A 16,229-nucleotide genomic window follows, 5' to 3' on the forward strand; every position below is an offset into this window, starting at 1 on the left:
CCAGAGGGTAGAATCGGTCATGGCGTATCCACTCGTGTTGATTGAGATCTTGGTCGTGATCAATCAACAGGATACGCCACCCTTCCTACCTCCTCCCATACACCAGAAGTCACCATAGCTCTTAACGAAAACGCACCATGTATATTGTTTTACACAAATGGCAAATCAGGTGACTCATGAGCGTCGAGCTGCAGGATCTGATCGAGCCAGATGGCTATATCGTGCCAGATGCACTTGTCAACGAGCTCCACATCACCAAGAAGGAGTTCGCACTCGCAATCGGACTCCGACAGGACGCGATCATCCGTAAGGGTCGCCGGCAATCGGTGGCAACGCAGCAACGGTTGCGACAGGCGGTGGAGATCCTCACACGAATCGAGCCGTGGGCCGGTACCCTCAGCGTGGCCTGGTCCTGGTACCGCTCCTATCCGATCGCCCCGCTGGGCGGCCTGACAGCGGAAGAGCTGGTCTCCCATGGCCGGGCCAATGAGGTGAGCGATTACCTGTCCCATATCGCCGAAGTTGGGTATGCGTGAGCCCAAACTTTCATTACCTTGGCCTGGTTTTAGGCACGCATGCTCAGATCCTGGTGCGACCACAGGCAGTTCAGCGGTGCCTGGGTGGACAAGACCTGGTGATCAGCTGCTGGACCAGCTGAGTCTCGTGGCGGCTTTCCGGCCAGGTGAGCCTCCTGCAGCATCCCAACGTCGGCCTGCGGGTTGTAGCCCTGCATCAGCTGCACCCGCTCATGCGTGATCGCAGGTTCAAGCCAGCAGGCATAGTGGCTCATGCAGTCCCACTGCAACGTGAGTACCCGATATTCGCCGAACGCGGCCAGCGCTTAGGTATCCAAACGGATAGCCTTATCGTTGATCCTCACGCCCCGGCGCTCTCCGGCAAAGACCGGCTTTGCACTCTCTGGCCAAGTTACCGTCCGCACCCCAAACCGGACAACCTTCACTGACGCTGACAACGGATCAACTGCTACGGCTATTGCTTTGAGAGCCCGTGGTCGCAAGTTCCTACCCGTCGCTCGTAGTCGTGCCAGACGTCAGTAGTGCAGCAACTTAGATCTCCGTCAGCTAGAGACGGTATGTTCATGTGACAAGGAAGGTGGTCTACTCGGTATACAACAACCGCCTTCACCTTGGTGATGGAGGCACCACAAGAGGAGGCCCGCAAAGGTGTCCGAGCCGGTTGAGGCAATCCGTCACCAAGGATTCATGCGCTCCTTGGTGACGGAGAGGGGTCAGTACCTGCTGAGGCGGCTAGTCACATTGATAATCTCCAACCCAGGCGCTAGCTCGCAGTCATAGTTGGTCGCTTTACGCTGAGGCCCGCTAAAGCTGTCGCTCGTCGAAATAACTGTGAATCTCGAGTTCAGACTTGGGGCGTAGCGGCTACCATTCGACATCTCCAGGCTTCGCCTGAACGTCGCCACACGCTCTGCAAAGGGGGTTGCACCTGTCATTGCCATCACTTGGTATACGTCGGCACTGTACTCGTCGACCAAGAACGAGGCGAAAGGCCCGGTGTTGGATTCGCGCATCAACGCGTCGACCTGCCCCTTGCACGTATGGAGCAAGGCAATTAGCTCTGCATCACTTGCCGCACCCAGCGATCGCGCCACCTCCCAAGCATACGCCTCCCGTTCTTCCATTTCGCGTCGGACTTCCTCAGCGATCGCATCCTTTTCCGCCTGTGTGAGTTCAGGAGGAGCGGGTCGTGCCGGGGGGGAACCTCGGCACATCCTGCGAGCTGTGTGATCAGTAGTGCTGTTGCTACGCCCATCATTAGACGCATTGGTGATGCCCTCGAAAAGGTCGATCCTAATCTTCATGTCTCGGCATATTGCCTCTCGCACTAGTTATTGCTCCAGCGCGAGCCACGCATTCTCACACATCACTGACCTGATGCCACGATTGGTGCGTTGCATCGACTTCAGTCCAAAGTCCAGCGCCCCGAGACGCCCAGATGACTAATGTCTCAACGACCCAGCGCGAATCGTTGGGCCGGGTCATCAGTACGCCACAAAGGGGGACTGGATCGGTGCGGACCTACCTAATAGATCCAGTGTCGACAGTACGCCGCGACTGACCTGCGATCCGGCTAGTCAGCTGTTGAGGGTCGAGCGGCAGCCCAACCCCAACCTCTTTCCCCGGCCAGGTAATGATCGGCCCACACTCACCAGGCGAGCCATTACACGAGCCCCTCGGCCTACACCTGGTCGACGTCGGGTCGACAGCATGAGTGCGTCACCCTAAGCCTGACTTGCTCTCTGACTCGGTCGGAACGGGACGATGGCAGCGCACCCCTGACGGGAACAGACACCGATAAGGACCCTGACCGGCGCATCAACCCCGCAGACTCAGCAGGCCAGCGCCGATCACAGCGAGGCTATCAGTTTCCACCTGGAAACTGCCGCCAGGGATCCGTAACAGCAGGAGCAGGCGCAAGACCGGCAACCCGCGAGTGTTACAACAGCGACCCCTGGGCCTCCGTCGGCTCACAACAAGGGGGCAGGGCGGGACCGAGCTTACGTCGGCAATCGACAGGTATCACGGGGCGACAAGGCCAGAACCAGGCAGCAGCTGCACGTCTCCAAGCGGTACCCGCTACACCAACCCCCGTCAGGAGGCCGTAGCGTGGCCTAAGCGGCGATTTTGGCCCCGAATGACTTCAGGGGCGAAGAATGGGTGAAGTCAAGCCTGGGGCCGGAAATATTGCCACTGATGGTGGTGACAGGCAGGGATCAGCGATGTCGAGAGTTTGATGTGGACAGCCGTTGCCACCGACAGGTCAGCGCCCTCTGGCGCTTCGCGCCCCCGAATCTGCCCGAATGAAACACCAGCGGGTACCGGCAGGTTGAGCAGGGTTGACTAGGCAGGTTTGGGTGAGACGGGTGGAGCAAGGCGAGGATCTGGCAGACCCCGCCTTACTCACGTTACCGGTGCTTGCGCTTCAGGATGGTGATGACAGCTGCAACAGCCAGGCTGGTCAGAGCGAGTCCGCCTGTCACGACAGTTGCAAGCTTGGCCGTGGCTGAGGCAGCGAACAGCAGATGACCCAGAAGGAAGCTGACGCACCCAAACATGGCAGACAGCATCATCCAGAACTTGGCGTAGCGGGCGCCCGAATTTTGGAGCTCCGTCTCATCGACCACCAGGCCACCTGACGTTTCGCTCCACCGAAGAGGTGTGAACATTTCGATCATCGCCTCGATCGGCGAGTAGGCATCTTGGTTCATCATTCATCCTCCTTGTCTTCATGGCCGCCTGCTGCCGGGCTGCCGGTATTCCGATGCTGACGACTCATGGATCGGAGGTGGTGACTCGGGTCGCAGTGGAACTCATCTCAGGTGGAACTCATCTCTCGCAATGCCCGACTCTTCAAACCCCAGCGTCTTATAAGCCTTCGCGAAGAGTCGTGACATCGGGACGCTGTTTCTGGTGACTTGCGATCTGGCATCCAAGGTCTCTCGATGTCGTGGCATATGCCTAGAGTAACCCATGCGCATGAAGATCAAAGTGCTACCCATCCTGATCTGTTGCTGCGTCCTCTGTCCTCAACTCGCGCTCCCTTTGTGAGAGCATGTGGTCGTATCCCAGGAAGGGAGCTGTCATGGATTTGAGATGTTCGCTACACCTCCTGATCTTCTCGAACTCGTCCTCCGCTTTGGCGATGGCTTCAAACTCCCACTCCTTTGCTTTCGAGAACCTTGAGGCTGGCATCCGGTACGACTTACCTTCTGGCGCCTTGAGGCCTACGTGTTTCGGGCTGAGGTTCTTGCCACGCCCCACGCTGAAGTACCACTGGATGGTAATGGTCCAGTTCTGCTCAATGATCCTGACGCCGTAGCCACCAAACTCCTTGGGGACCCCCTCGCCGTTGCGGTACCTGTGGTGGACCTCCCAGTATGCGCTTGCCACAGACAGGGCCCTTGCGTGGAGATCCCGTTTGGCCTGCTTCCGCCCCAGATGCATGAGTGTTCGGGCATCAACGTCTCCAAGAGCCGAGGTGTCTCGGATGATATCCCATAAGAACTGGTCCGAGAGACGCTCATCCTCAAATTTCTCCCTTCGCTTGCTTAGTCCTGCTGCTGCCATATGTACCCCTCCGGTTCGCATAACTATCTACACGAACAGACCCCCGTTGGTTCGTATAGAGCTGCCTGACGTAGGCACCCGGGGGTCTGTTCGTGTAGTAGACGAATCATCCCCCCTAATTTCTGTGTTATACCTAGCCTAACCCCCTGAAAATCGGAATTAGCGAACTGCAGAGGGGGTCTGTTCGAGTAGTAGACGAACAGACCAGGTATCGCCGTTCATTACACGAACAGACCCGGCGGAATACGGATGAGTCGACGAAAAAAGAGCAGGATTCGGAACAGCCCCCATGGTAGCGGTGCTAACGAACAGCCAGGGGGGTCTGTTCATGTAGTAGACGAACAGACCCTGGGTCGCAGTTCGATATACGAATTGGCTGGGGGGTGAAGTCATCAGCACAGACCCGAGATCACTGAGGCAGGGCAGGGTTGGAATCAAGCACGCGTAGCCGGGATTTTTCGCACCCAAGGGTCGAGAGAGGGAAAAGTACGGAAAAGTACACTCAGTGTACTTTTTCCGTAGCATGTGGATGCTCTCAGAGCGAATCCTCGTTTTGTGTTACAGGAAAGAAACGATAAAGGTGCATTGCAAGTCCCCGCAAGTGCGTTAAAAGTACACTGAGCGTACTTTTCGAGCTCAGTTGTTAAGTTTAATGGTCTTGGGCGAGCTCCTAGGTGCTGTTCATCCCAGGCAGCGCCAAGCGCTCCACCAGTCGGCGGCCGATGCCCCAGGAGATCGGCTACTTGCTCGCCGTCCAGGAACTTGACGTTACTGACGACCAGCTCCAGCTTCTGGAAGTACTTGATCCTCCTCCGTCGCTTCTGGGCGCTCCGGAGCAGCTTGAAGACCATCGCCAGGGTCGTCGCCCGGGAAGCCGCAGTTCCGGCTGCGCTTGGTCCGTAATCGGACCGTGACGATGGTCGACTCGATCGGGTTGGTGGTGCGGATATTCATTCGATGCTCTGCTGGATAGTCGTAGAACGCCAGCAGCTCGTCCCGATCCTTTGCCAGGCACGCCATCGCCTTGGGGTACCATTGACAGGGCACGGGGTGTGGGATTCCGGTCGCTGACCGAGAATATCGATACCACCACGCCGGGCGGGCGGCTGATCTTCCACGTGTTCGGTGCCTTGGGGCAGTTCGAGCGCGACCTGATTCGGGATCGCACCAAGGCGGGGCTGGCCGCTGCCGCCGCCCGTGGGCGCAAGGGGGGGCGCAAGCCCGTGGTCACCGACGATAAGCTGAAGAGGGCAAGGGATCACCTGGACAATGGGCTGAACGTCCGCGAGGCCGCCGCACGGATCAAGGTCAGCAAGACAGCCCTCTACGCCGCCTTGAAGGCCAACATTACCCGCTTCCCCAACTCACTGAAAAAAGGCGAGCCGATGTTCATAAACCTCCCCCCAAGCAATGACGAATTGTCTGTAAAAATCCTCGCATATGAAGTCGCTAGAATCTTCCATTATTCAAGCTACCCAAGAAGGGCTTATGACGTTTTATTTACTGAGGGCAATGAGAACGAAGTGGTCGGCGAGCTTCAAATAAGGATTCCGACGCTTTCGCCAGGGAAATTAAGGGATGATGCTATCCATCAACACAATAAACTTATTGCAGGCCCATCATACGAAGGGGCGCCCCGCACTTCTTATCATCTCGTAACACCAGCCATCGCAAGCCTAGAACTTCCAAAAAGACTTCAAAGAAAGGGGTTTTTAGGGATGCTAGTATATTGCCTGGCAAAAATGCACACCACGCGATATATTGTGGTAACAGGCGTTGGAGATGAAAGTTTTGAGGAGTATTTAATAAAAAGCAATTTATGGCAAGAGGACGATGAGGACCATAATTCATACCTCCTTCCATTGTTTTATGTCTCATCGAAAAAATATATTTCAAAGCAAGAGCATAAGTACGAAGAATCTTGGCGCATGATTGACGAAATTATCTCCAATGCCGCCGACCCCGATTACATACTTATCAAAACTGAAAGCGGCGATGGGGCACGAAAAACAACCACTTTGCCTGTAAGAAAATAAAAAGCGATCCTCTGTCACTTCATCTCAAAATGTTCGTGAGGACGGTGGAGTCTATCAGCATAGATGACACATGAAAGGGGCCTGCTTTTTAAAGTCCTGCTGCCCGTGGCACCGGGGCCCGCTGCCGTGTGCTGACCGCCCCATCAACTTACTATTAGCACAAGGCCCGAACCAGCCTGACCGCACGCCACCCCGAGTCCAGCGCGATCGGCTGGCAGTCTGCTGAAATCCAGCGCGTCTGGAGTCGCCATTCATTGCAAGGGTAGTATCCAGCGCGGGGTCTGATGACGGCAGAAGCGCAGAGGTGGACGTGAGGGGTTTTCTTCTGCGGGACTGAAGCCTGCAGGTGAATTTCTAAGCATTACTGAATAGTCTCTGTCCGACTGGTAATGCCTGCCATGTGCCATCATTCTGTAAAGATCATAGAGTTGTCTGCTGAGGAGAGGCGTCATGGCGAAGCAAGACGAGCAGGACGTGTCGATTGACGGCAAAGACGTAAGTGGCGACCCTCTCGTTAGCCATGATCAGCCTCTCGAGAAGCTGCGTGGCTCGGTATACGAATACGATCAGCCGTATGATCCGGTGGGCACCGAGGATTGGGCAGTTCTTGAGGTATCGCATGAACCATGGACGCTTGCGGTCTGGAGGGCGGCAGGAGAATTGTTTCAGGGTATTGAGCAGCAACAAATCGCTGGATGCACAAGGAAGTAAAAGGACTGGGCTGGAGGCGCCCTGTCGATGTCATGCAAGAAAACCCTCAGCAAGTATTGGATAGGCCGAATAGAGCATGGAATAAGTTCATAACCCGTAAGCCCATGGTTACAGGTTAAACCGGCCTTCATCATCGATGATCGCTTAAACTAGTGTCCACCAATGCTGGGTAAGATCAGGCAACAAGGCTGGCCCCTTGCATTAAAAGGTGGATTTAGCAGGGAAACAGCTCTCGCGCCCGCAGCGTATGTCGGATCTGGCCAAGAGCCTGCTTCGCCTCAGTGCTATAGCGCTTGTCTGAGTCGATCACCACGTAGCCTACCTTGTCATTGGTCTGCAGATACTGACCGGCGATGTTGATCTCGTACTCGGCGAGTACCCGGTTAATTTCGGAGAGAACCCCGGGCACGTTGCCGTGGATGTGCAACAGGCGGTGCTTGCCGGGATGGGGCGGCAGCTGCACCTCGGGAAAGTTGACCGCCATCAGGGTGGAGCCGTTGTCCGAGTAGGTGATCAGCCGTTCGGAGACTTCAATACCGATGTTCTCCTGGGCCTCCAACGTGGAGGCCCCGATATGCGGGGTAAGGATGACGTTGGAAAGGCCGCGCAGAGGGCTCTCGAAGACTTCGTCGTTGCCCTTGGGCTCCACTGGGAAGACGTCTATGGCCGCTCCATTCAGCTTGCCAGCCTTGATGGCCTCAGCCAGGGCCTCGATCACCACCACCTTGCCGCGGGACGCATTGATCAGGATGCTCCCATCCTTCATCAAGTCGATCTGGCGGGCACCAATCATCCACTGGGTGGAAGGCAGCTCCGGCACGTGCAGGCTGACTACGTCGGCGCGGGCCAGAAGCTCCTCAAGGCTGGCCACCTGGCGGGCATTGCCCATGCCCAGTTTGGCCACCACGTCATAGAAGATGACGTTGAAGCCTAGCGATTCGGCCAGCACCGAGAGCTGAGAGCCGATGTTGCCGTAGCCGACGATACCCAGTGTCTTGCCACGAGCCTCATGGGAACGCTTGGCGCTCTTCAGCCAGCCGCCCTCGTGAGCACGAGCGTTCTTCTCCGGAATGCCGCGCAGCAGCATGATGGCCTCGCCCAGTACCAACTCTGCCACTGAGCGGGTGTTAGAGTAGGGGGCGTTGAACACTGGGATGCCGTGCGCCAGCGCCGCGTCGAGGTCGACCTGATTGGTACCGATGCAGAAACAGCCCACGGCGTTGAGCTTCTCGGCGGCGGCGAACACGCGCTCGGTGAGCTGGGTCCGCGAGCGGATGCCAAGGAAGTGAACATCGCGGAGTTTGTCGATCAGCGCCGCCTCGTCCAGGGAACCGGGCAGCGTCTCGATGTTGGTGTAGCCGGCGTTGCGCAGGTTATCCAGGGCGCTCTGGTGGACCCCCTCCAGCAGCATGATCTTGATGGCGCTCTTGCTCAGTGATGTTTCTTGCATGGCATGCATTGGAAGGGTCTCTTCGATAACCAGGGATGCGAATGTCGCGGAGGGAAGCGAGCCCTTATTTTGTTCTTGTGTGATTAAAAATACAATACTGGAAATGAGAGACAGACTTAGTTTGGATTGACTGCGGGTGCTTGTCTGGCGCAGGCGGTAGGTGGAGGGTGCTGGAGTCGTCGGATTAGACTAAAGGCGAAGTGTACGTATTTTTGAGATCAATTGCATTTTTGATCATTAAAATGCAATGATGGTTCGTCACCCAGCAGCCAGAGATAGGGAATCCTCTTGGCAGACCTCATCATTGCGCGGTGTTTTCATGAAAATTTCCAGCATCTTGAACCAACAACTGCCGGGCCGGCTGAGCTTCCATGGGCAGGACTACGCCTTCGTCGATCTTCCTGGCCTTTTCGGAGCTCGGCTGCGGGAGCTGCCGATGGTGCTGCGCCTGCTGCTCGAAAATGTCGTACGTCATGGTCAGGGCGAGGAGCGTGAGCGGTCGGTTGAGGCGATTTTCGACTGGCTGGGCAGTGGCACCAGCCAGGACGAGATCGCCTTCCAGCCGGGACGGGTGCTGATGCACGACACCACCAGCACCCCGGCCCTGGTGGATATTGCCGCCATGCGCGATGCGGTGGCCGAGGCGGGTGGCGACCCCGCGGCCCTGACGCCCTGCCTGCCGGTGGATGTCTCGGTGGATCACTCCCTGGCAGTGGAGGTCTTCGCCACCGGCTCCGCCGCGGAAGAAAATTTGCAGCATGAGATGCGCCGCAACCGCGAGAGATATCGCTTCCTGCGCTGGGCGTCCGGCGCCCTCGAAGGCGTGCGGATCCATCCACCGGGCACAGGTATCATGCATACCGTCAATCTTGAGCAGCTGGCCACGGTGGTAATCACCGAGACTCGTGAGGGTGAGGCGTGGCTGGTGCCGGATGTCATGCTTGGCACCGACAGTCATACCCCGATGATCAACGGCATCGGTGTGCTGGGCTGGGGCGTGGGTGGGCTCGAGGCCGAGACGGTGATGTTCGGCATGCCGACCATGCTGCGTATTCCCGAGGTGATCGGGGTGCGTCTGGTGGGGGCGCTGGCCCCAGAGGCTCAGGCGACCGATCTGGCGCTGGTAGTGACCAAGCGCCTGCGTGAGTTGGATGTCACCGGCAAGTTCGTCGAATTCTTCGGCCCCGGGGTAAGCTCGCTCACCGCTGGTGACCGAGCCGTCGTCGCCAATATGGCGCCTGAGTACGGGGCTACCACCGGCTTCTTCGCCGTCGACGATCAGACACTGCGCTACTTGCGTGAGACAGGGCGTTCGTCCGAGGCGGTGGCACAGGTCGAGACCTACTGCCGAGCGGCCGGCCTATGGTTCGACCCTCAGGCGAGGCCCACCTACACCGCATCGATAGAGATCGACCTTAGCGCCATCGGAGTTCAGGTCGCCGGCCCCACTCGGCCACAAGATCTGCACGCCTATGGGGAAGTGCCGCGGGTATTGGATGAGTTGGACTTCACCCCGGCGCAAGCCTCGGACCTGCCGCGCCATCCGGTGGCCATTGCGGCCATCACTAGTTGTACCAACACCAGTGATCCACGGCTAATCATCACGGCCGGTTTGCTGGCGCGTAACGCCAGGCGCCATGGTCTGGCGCCGCCAGCATGGGTAAAAACATCGCTGGCCCCGGGATCCCCGGCGGCAGCCACCTACCTGAAACGGGCCGGGCTGCTGGAAGACTTGGCAGCGGTGGGCTTCGATATCGTCGGCTATGGCTGCACCACCTGCATTGGCAACCCTGGGCCGCTCACCCGCGAGATAGCCGAGGCCCAGGCGGCGGGCACCTGCAGAGCCGTGGCGATTCTCTCGGGCAATCGCAACTTCCCCGGCCGAGTGCACCCGGAGTTGGATCTAGGCTTCATCATGTCGCCGGCCTTGGTGGTGGCCTTCGGCTTGGTTGGCAATGCCGAGCATGATCTGCAACGCCAGCCGTTGGGACGAGGCAACGATGGCGCCAACGTTTATCTACGTGATCTCTGGCCTTCGCGGGAGGAAGTCGATGCCGCCGTTGCTGGGGCCCTGGACGCCGCTGACTTTGCAGCTGACTTCCAACGGGCGAGCCGCAACATGGTCTGGGAGGCCCTGGATGCGCCGCAGACCGCCCGCTTTCCATGGGACGAAAACTCCACGGCGCTGCGCCGGCCGCCCTTCGCTTCTGTCGCGGAAGGCAGTCAGCTTGGCCACTACACCGCTTATCCGCTGCTGGTGCTCGGTGACGATGTGACCACCGACCATATCTCGCCTGCCAGCGCCATTCCCCCCGACAGCCTGGTGGCCGATTTCCTGGTGGCACGCGGCGAACGCCGAGATGACTTGAACGTCTTCGCCTCGCGGCGTGGCAACTGGGAGGTCATGGTCCGCGCCGCCTTCCATAACAAGAGCCTGAACAATCGGCTGGCGCCCGGCGCCCCTGTTGCCCACACGCAGCATGTGCCCAGCGGCGAGGTGATCCCGATCTTGGATGCCGCCGAGCGCTACCGGGCGGCGGGGGAATCCGTGGTAGTGGTGGCCGGTGAGCGTTATGGAATGGGCTCTTCGCGGGATTGGGCGGCCAAGGGGCAGCGCCTCCTGGGGGTTCGCGCCGTGCTGGCGGTGAGCTTCGAGCGCATCCATCGCTCGAACCTGATCGGCATGGGCATTCTGCCGCTGGCGATGCCTCAGGGGATGAGCGCAGCGAGCCTGGCGATCGGCACGGGCGATCGGCTCGAGATCGAAGCCGAGGCGGGCCGGCTCGTGCCGAGAGCGGAAATACCCGTGACGGTGTGGCGCGCCTCCGGAGAGTCGGAGCGGTTTCTCGCCACGGTGCAGGTCGAGACCCAGGCCGAGATAGCGCTGCTCGAGGCGGGGGGCGTAATTCCCTCGATTCTCCGGCAGACCCTAAACGGGACGACAGAGGAATAAGTACCGCATGAAAGCAACGGATGAAGTGCGTCGGGCCATGGCCCCGCAAGGGGTGCTGAGAACGACCATCAACCTGGGGAACCCGATTCTGGCCGGTCGGCACCCGGAGGCCACCCGACCCCCGGAGGCCACCCGACCCCCGGAGGCCACCCGACCCCATGGCATCTCTGTGGACCTGGCTGCGTTGATTGCCGAACGGCTCGGCGTCGAACTCGAAATGCAGGTCTTCGAATCGGCGGGCCAGGCGGTGGCCGCGGTCGACGCGGGCCGGGCGGACATGGGCTTCTTCGCCCGGGATCCCGAGCGTGGGCGGGGCATCGACTTCACATCCCCCTATGTGCTGATCGAGGGCTGCTATCTGGTGCGCGAGGCCTCGCCCATCATTGACATGGCGGAGGTCGACCGGTCGGATAACCGAATCGTGGTAGGCAAGGGAAGTGCCTATGACCTGTTCCTCAGTCGTGCCATTCAGCAGGCCGAACTTGTGCGATCGCCAACCTCACCGGCAGTTGTGGCCTACTTCCTTGAGCACGAACTGGAAGTTGCAGCCGGCGTCAAGCAACAGCTCGAAGCTGGCATTGAAGAGTACGGGGGTATGAGGCTTCTGCCGGGGCGTTTCATGACGATCGAGCAGGCCATGGGGGTACCGAAGGGGCGCGACCCGGTGGCGAGGGAATTCCTCGCGGCTTTCATAGAGGAGGTGAAGGCCGAGGGCATAGTGGCAGAGCTGATGTCGCGCCACGGCATTGAGGGCGCCACTGTGGCTCCGAAGGCGTGAGGTCTATTCTGCTCGGGTGCTCGCCATGTCGATGACTCGTGAGCACCGCCTCGGGTTGCTGAGGTCGCTGATGGCGGGCGCTGCAGGCGGGGGCTTGCTGGATCTTATCGGGATGCCGCTGGCCTGGCTGGTGGGCCCCATCCTCGGCAACCTGTTACTGCTCGCCGGCGGTCATGCGGTCTGGATACCCGGCCCCTTGCGCGCCTTTAGCCTCGGAGTGATCGGGCTGGTGATGGGTGGCATGGTGACGCCCGACCTGATGGATCGTCTGATGCAGTGGCATCTTTCGGTCTTGATCCTGGTCGCAGGCGTTACTGTCTCGACGCTACTAGTGGCTCGCTGGTATCGCCGCTGCGGGTTCGATGCGCCCAGCGCCTGGCTCTCCGCTATGCCGGGGGGCATGGCGGCTATGGTGGCGATCGCCGATAGTGCCGGTGGAAACCTGCAACGGGTCTCGATCTCCCAGTCGCTGCGTGTGCTGACCGTCATCTGCGTGCTGCCGCCACTATTCGTCCTCTTCGGTCGTGGGGGAGAAGGCACGGTGGTAACGGTGATAGAGGGTGGTGGGTTCAGCAATGCCTGGATGTTGTTGATGATCCCGCTGCTGGTGCCGTTGGGCATCCGCCTGGGGATCAGTGCGGCGCCCTTACTGATGCCGCTGATGTTCTCGGCTGCCTTGAGCGCCACGGACCTGGCGCGATTCGAGGTGCCGGCCTGGACCATGAATCTGGCGCTACTGTGCCTGGGGTGCTCGATCGGCGCGAAATTCGGTGTCTTCTCGCTGAAGACGCTCGTTGCCAATGCTCGTATCACCCTGGTGGCTACCCTCATGGCGATCGGCATCCTGGCCGTGTTCGCCGAGATGATCCATCAGACAACGGGGGTAGGACGAGAGGTGGCGCTGTTAGCCCTGGCCCCCGGTGGGATGGCGGAAATGTCGGCTCTGGCGGTCGTACTGGGCCTGGACCCCCTGTTCGTTGCCTTCCATCAGTTGCTGAGGGTCATCGGGCTGATGGTGTTGGCACCCTACATTTCGCGACGCATGACGATGGCCAAGCCCGCTTCCAAGGAAAAAAGGGGTCGTGAGCGGTGAAGGAGAGCATTTGTTTGGCTTATTGACTCGACTAAAGGATAAGCGAATTTCTCTCCCAGACTCGTTTCAGGCGCTTGACGGTGCGGATGACGAAGCCTAGATTGTACATATGCTTTAAAAAGAACAACTGCTCATGGCCTAAGGTCCAAGCGGCCTCTGTCGACCCAACGCTGAGCAGCTTGTCACCAACATTGTGTTGGGAAGGTATTTTTTTGCCTGTCATTGTACTTTTGATTTTTTAAATACAATTGCGCTCCATTAGCCGAAACAGGTAACGAGATGAAAGTGTACTTGATTCATGCCGTCATGGCGGCGATCGACCCGGTACTGGCTTCCCTGCGCGAAGAGTGGCCGGAAGCAGAAGCCTACAACTTGCTCGATGACTCGCTGGAGGCGGATAAGGCAAATTTGCAGGCTGATATGTCGCCGCGGCTACTGGAGTTGGCCCGCTACGCGAGGAGCAACGACGCAGCGGGAATACTGTTTACCTGTTCGGCCTTTGGCGAGGCCATCGAGAAGACCGCGAAAGCACTCGATATCCCGGTGCTGAAGCCCAATGAAGCCATGTTTTATCAGGCGATTGAGCAGGGCGGACGTGTCGCCATGTTGGCGACCTTCGAGCCTGCCATAGAGAGCATGGAGCGGGAGTTCCACAGCATCAAGAACGCACTGAGCAGTGAGGTCACGCTGAAGAGCTTCTGTGTTCCCGGCGCAAGGGAGGCTCTTAAGGCCGGCGACAACGTCAGGCATGACGATCTGGTAGCCGAGATGGCGGCGGGCCTGTCGGGCTTCGATACGGTGATGCTGGCGCATTTTTCTACAGCGAGTGCAGCAAGAAAAGTGGCAAAGGTCACTGCTGCACGAATACTCACCAGCCCAAGCACTGCCGTCGCATCACTCAGACAGCGAGTCACTATGCAGAGCGGATTTTGACTCTGCAGACCTTAATTATTAAAGCAGTGTTTTTGTTAGTTATTAATGTAAGGAGTGGATAAATGAAGTTTCTTGTACTGCCTTGTGATGGTATCGGGCCAGAGATCGTCGACGCCTCCGTAAAGGTGCTTCAGGCAGCCAACGAAAAATACGGTCTGGGTATCGAGCTGGATTACGAAGATGTCGGATTTGTCAGCCTGGAGAAATATGGCACTACGTTGAGAGATGACGTCTTGGAGAAGGCCAAACGCTACGACGGCGTCATTCTCGGTACGCAGTCTCATGCTGATTATCCGTCACCCGAGAAAGGCGGGCGAAACGTATCGGCCGGATTCAGGATCGGTCTCGATCTCTATGCCAATGTCAGGCCAGCGCGCACTCGACCCTTCCTCGATTCCAATATGAAACCTGGAAAGAGCATGGATCTGGTCATCATGCGAGAAGCGACGGAGGGATTCTATCCGGACAGGAACATGACCAAGGGCTGGGCGGAGGTTATGCCCGACAGGGACATGGCGCTGTCTATCCGCAAGATTACTCGTCGCTGCAGCGAGCGAATTGCGAGGCAGGCTTTTATCCTGGCAATGAAGCGTAAAAAGAAAGTAACAGCGATTCATAAATCCAATAGCTTTCATATGACCGATGGGCTGTTTCTTGAGGCTGTTTATGCTGTCGCAAAAGAGTATCCCGAGGTAGAGGTGGATGATCTGCTTGTCGATGCGTCTACGGCACATTTGGTCAGAAATCCTGAGCAGTTCGACGTATTGGTCGCCACCAATTTTTATGGGGACATCATCAGCGACCTGGCCAGTGAATTATCAGGTAGCCTTGGCCTTGCTGGCTCGATAATGGCCAGTGATGAGCACTGTTGCGCCCAGGCTCAGCATGGCTCGGCACCGGATATTGCAGGGAAAGATCTGGCCAACCCCTCATCAATGATTCTGTCGGTGGCGATGTTGTTGCATTGGATCGGCGAGAACAAGTCTTTGGACAGCTATCTCCAGGCAGCAGCGGCAATGTCCGAAGCCGTTGACACCGTTCTCATGGAACCTGAGAAACGCACGAGGGATCTCGGCGGCAGTTATGGATGCAAGGACTTTAGTCAGGCTGTCTGTGACGCCCTGAGCTAGAGGAAGTGCCCTAGGCACGTAACAATCTGAAATTTTTATAAGAGAAGAGAGACGCCATGATTTCCAACAAGTCTAAACTCATCGCTTCCGCCGCTTTGGCTTCCGTTGCGACGTTCTCACATTTATCTGTGGCGCAGGACAACAGCTACCCCAGTGAAAGGCTGAACTACATCATCGCCTTTGGCCCGGGTGGTGGCAATGATCTGATGTCCCGAACCGTTGTAGACATCCTGAATGATTATGACCTCTATGGTGGGCAGAATATTGTCGTAGCCAACCGCGCGGGAGGAAGTGGGGCCATTGGTTACAGCTATGTAAAAAGGCAGCAGGGTAACCCCTACGTTGCCACATCGACCAGTGGCAATTTCATTACCACGCCGCTGATTGCCGATACGGATTGGAACTACAGCGATTTCACGCCGATTGCCCTGCTGGCTAGCGATGCCATGTTCCTCGTGGTCCGCGAGGATTCTGAGTATCGTAGTGTCGATGAATTTGTTGAAGCAGCCCAATCTTCCCGAATCATTGTAGGTGGTACCGGATCGGCTGGACCTAGCCGCGTCGTCGCTAGCCTATTTTCCGATGAAGCGGAAATTCGGCTTGAGTACGTTCCCGCTGGAACCGGGGGGGAGATGGTGACCGCCCTGACGTCCGGCAGCGTCGAGGCCATTGTCGCGAATCCCTCTGAGGTGGCAGGGCAGATTGCCGCTGGCAATTTCCGGGCGCTGGCATTCTCGGATGCTCAACGCAGCGACATTTATCCTGATGTTCCGACATTCCAGGAACTGGGCTATGACTTTACCTTTGCTCTCCCCAGGGGGGTCGTATTGCCAGGAGGCGTGGATGCTGACGTTCAGGAGTGGTGGATCTCGGCACTCAAAGAAGTAGTCGAGACTGAGGAGTGGAATAAGTATTTGGAAACCAACAGTTTGTCCGGTACCTACCTGTGGGGTGAAGAATTTGGTGACTACCTGCAGGAGACCTCCGAGGTTTATGAGAGCACGCTTCGTAGTATTGGTGCCATTGAATAAGTCATGAG

General features: G+C 58.0%; 13 protein-coding genes and 1 pseudogene. 9 read left to right on the plus strand and 5 right to left on the minus strand.

Annotated features, from left to right (window positions below):
- Window positions 1-176: 176 nt before the first annotated feature.
- Complete coding sequence (locus HOP59_RS03350; RefSeq protein WP_234252798.1) at window positions 177-536, plus strand: XRE family transcriptional regulator; 360 nt, start codon at window positions 177-179, stop codon at window positions 534-536.
- Window positions 537-565: 29 nt separating this feature from the next.
- Here the strand turns inward: HOP59_RS03350 and HOP59_RS03355 are convergent, their stop codons facing one another.
- The 4 genes and pseudogenes from HOP59_RS03355 to HOP59_RS03370 form a co-directional block, all read right to left on the minus strand.
- Complete coding sequence (locus HOP59_RS03355; protein ID WP_234252799.1) at window positions 566-790, minus strand: hypothetical protein; 225 nt, start codon at window positions 788-790, stop codon at window positions 566-568.
- A 2,154-nt stretch (window positions 791-2,944) separates the two neighbouring features.
- Window positions 2,945-3,250: a hypothetical protein gene (locus tag HOP59_RS03360; protein WP_234252800.1), complete on the minus strand. Its 306-nt coding sequence runs from the start codon at window positions 3,248-3,250 to the stop codon at window positions 2,945-2,947.
- 280 nt (window positions 3,251-3,530) lie between these two features.
- Window positions 3,531-4,106 (minus strand): conjugative transfer protein MobI(A/C), encoded by a 576-nt coding sequence (gene mobI / locus HOP59_RS03365; protein ID WP_234252801.1) that lies wholly within the window; start codon window positions 4,104-4,106, stop codon window positions 3,531-3,533.
- Window positions 4,107-4,840: 734 nt separating this feature from the next.
- Window positions 4,841-5,138: pseudogene (locus tag HOP59_RS03370) on the minus strand (transposase); the annotation flags it as partial.
- A 20-nt stretch (window positions 5,139-5,158) separates the two neighbouring features.
- Here HOP59_RS03370 and HOP59_RS23715 point away from each other — a divergent pair.
- Together HOP59_RS23715 and HOP59_RS03380 are read left to right on the plus strand one after the other, a co-directional pair.
- Window positions 5,159-6,142: a recombinase family protein gene (locus HOP59_RS23715; RefSeq protein ID WP_479688657.1), complete on the plus strand. Its 984-nt coding sequence runs from the start codon at window positions 5,159-5,161 to the stop codon at window positions 6,140-6,142.
- A 450-nt stretch (window positions 6,143-6,592) separates the two neighbouring features.
- On the plus strand, window positions 6,593-6,853 hold the full coding sequence (locus HOP59_RS03380; RefSeq protein WP_234252802.1) for a hypothetical protein: 261 nt from the start codon (window positions 6,593-6,595) through the stop codon (window positions 6,851-6,853).
- A 214-nt stretch (window positions 6,854-7,067) separates the two neighbouring features.
- Here HOP59_RS03380 and serA read toward each other — a convergent pair whose 3' ends face one another.
- Window positions 7,068-8,303, minus strand: a complete 1,236-nt coding sequence (serA, locus tag HOP59_RS03385) for a phosphoglycerate dehydrogenase (protein WP_234253192.1) — start codon at window positions 8,301-8,303, stop codon at window positions 7,068-7,070.
- A 319-nt stretch (window positions 8,304-8,622) separates the two neighbouring features.
- Between serA and acnA the strand changes: the two genes are divergently transcribed.
- The 6 genes from acnA (at window position 8,623) to HOP59_RS03415 (ending at window position 16,221) form a co-directional block, all read left to right on the plus strand.
- The gene (gene acnA / locus HOP59_RS03390; RefSeq protein WP_234252803.1) at window positions 8,623-11,256 is read left to right on the plus strand and encodes an aconitate hydratase AcnA; all 2,634 of its coding nucleotides are present in this window, start codon (window positions 8,623-8,625) and stop codon (window positions 11,254-11,256) included.
- A gap of 7 nt (window positions 11,257-11,263) precedes the next feature.
- Window positions 11,264-12,034, plus strand: a complete 771-nt coding sequence (locus HOP59_RS03395) for a transporter substrate-binding domain-containing protein (RefSeq protein WP_234252804.1) — start codon at window positions 11,264-11,266, stop codon at window positions 12,032-12,034.
- Window positions 12,035-12,059: 25 nt separating this feature from the next.
- Window positions 12,060-13,127: an AbrB family transcriptional regulator gene (locus HOP59_RS03400; protein ID WP_234252805.1), complete on the plus strand. Its 1,068-nt coding sequence runs from the start codon at window positions 12,060-12,062 to the stop codon at window positions 13,125-13,127.
- Between the two features lie 279 nt (window positions 13,128-13,406).
- Complete coding sequence (locus HOP59_RS03405; protein ID WP_234252806.1) at window positions 13,407-14,060, plus strand: aspartate/glutamate racemase family protein; 654 nt, start codon at window positions 13,407-13,409, stop codon at window positions 14,058-14,060.
- Window positions 14,061-14,122: 62 nt separating this feature from the next.
- On the plus strand, window positions 14,123-15,190 hold the full coding sequence (locus HOP59_RS03410; RefSeq protein WP_234252807.1) for an isocitrate/isopropylmalate dehydrogenase family protein: 1,068 nt from the start codon (window positions 14,123-14,125) through the stop codon (window positions 15,188-15,190).
- Between the two features lie 56 nt (window positions 15,191-15,246).
- The gene (locus tag HOP59_RS03415; protein ID WP_234252808.1) at window positions 15,247-16,221 is read left to right on the plus strand and encodes a Bug family tripartite tricarboxylate transporter substrate binding protein; all 975 of its coding nucleotides are present in this window, start codon (window positions 15,247-15,249) and stop codon (window positions 16,219-16,221) included.
- The last annotated feature ends 8 nt before the right edge of the window (window positions 16,222-16,229 follow it).

Origin of the sequence: Billgrantia aerodenitrificans, from assembly GCF_021404405.1 — a bacterium.
GTDB lineage: Bacteria > Pseudomonadota > Gammaproteobacteria > Pseudomonadales > Halomonadaceae > Halomonas > Halomonas aerodenitrificans.

Coding starts and splice junctions, on each gene's coding strand:
- HOP59_RS03350 (WP_234252798.1), top strand. CDS start 177: ATGAGCGTCGAGCTGCAGGATCTGATCGAGCCAGATGGCTATATCGTG.
- HOP59_RS03355 (WP_234252799.1), bottom strand. CDS start 790: ATGAGCCACTATGCCTGCTGGCTTGAACCTGCGATCACGCATGAGCGG.
- HOP59_RS03360 (WP_234252800.1), bottom strand. CDS start 3,250: ATGATGAACCAAGATGCCTACTCGCCGATCGAGGCGATGATCGAAATG.
- mobI (WP_234252801.1), bottom strand. CDS start 4,106: ATGGCAGCAGCAGGACTAAGCAAGCGAAGGGAGAAATTTGAGGATGAG.
- HOP59_RS03380 (WP_234252802.1), top strand. CDS start 6,593: ATGGCGAAGCAAGACGAGCAGGACGTGTCGATTGACGGCAAAGACGTA.
- serA (WP_234253192.1), bottom strand. CDS start 8,303: ATGCAAGAAACATCACTGAGCAAGAGCGCCATCAAGATCATGCTGCTG.
- acnA (WP_234252803.1), top strand. CDS start 8,623: ATGAAAATTTCCAGCATCTTGAACCAACAACTGCCGGGCCGGCTGAGC.
- HOP59_RS03395 (WP_234252804.1), top strand. CDS start 11,264: ATGAAAGCAACGGATGAAGTGCGTCGGGCCATGGCCCCGCAAGGGGTG.
- HOP59_RS03400 (WP_234252805.1), top strand. CDS start 12,060: ATGTCGATGACTCGTGAGCACCGCCTCGGGTTGCTGAGGTCGCTGATG.
- HOP59_RS03405 (WP_234252806.1), top strand. CDS start 13,407: ATGAAAGTGTACTTGATTCATGCCGTCATGGCGGCGATCGACCCGGTA.
- HOP59_RS03410 (WP_234252807.1), top strand. CDS start 14,123: ATGAAGTTTCTTGTACTGCCTTGTGATGGTATCGGGCCAGAGATCGTC.
- HOP59_RS03415 (WP_234252808.1), top strand. CDS start 15,247: ATGATTTCCAACAAGTCTAAACTCATCGCTTCCGCCGCTTTGGCTTCC.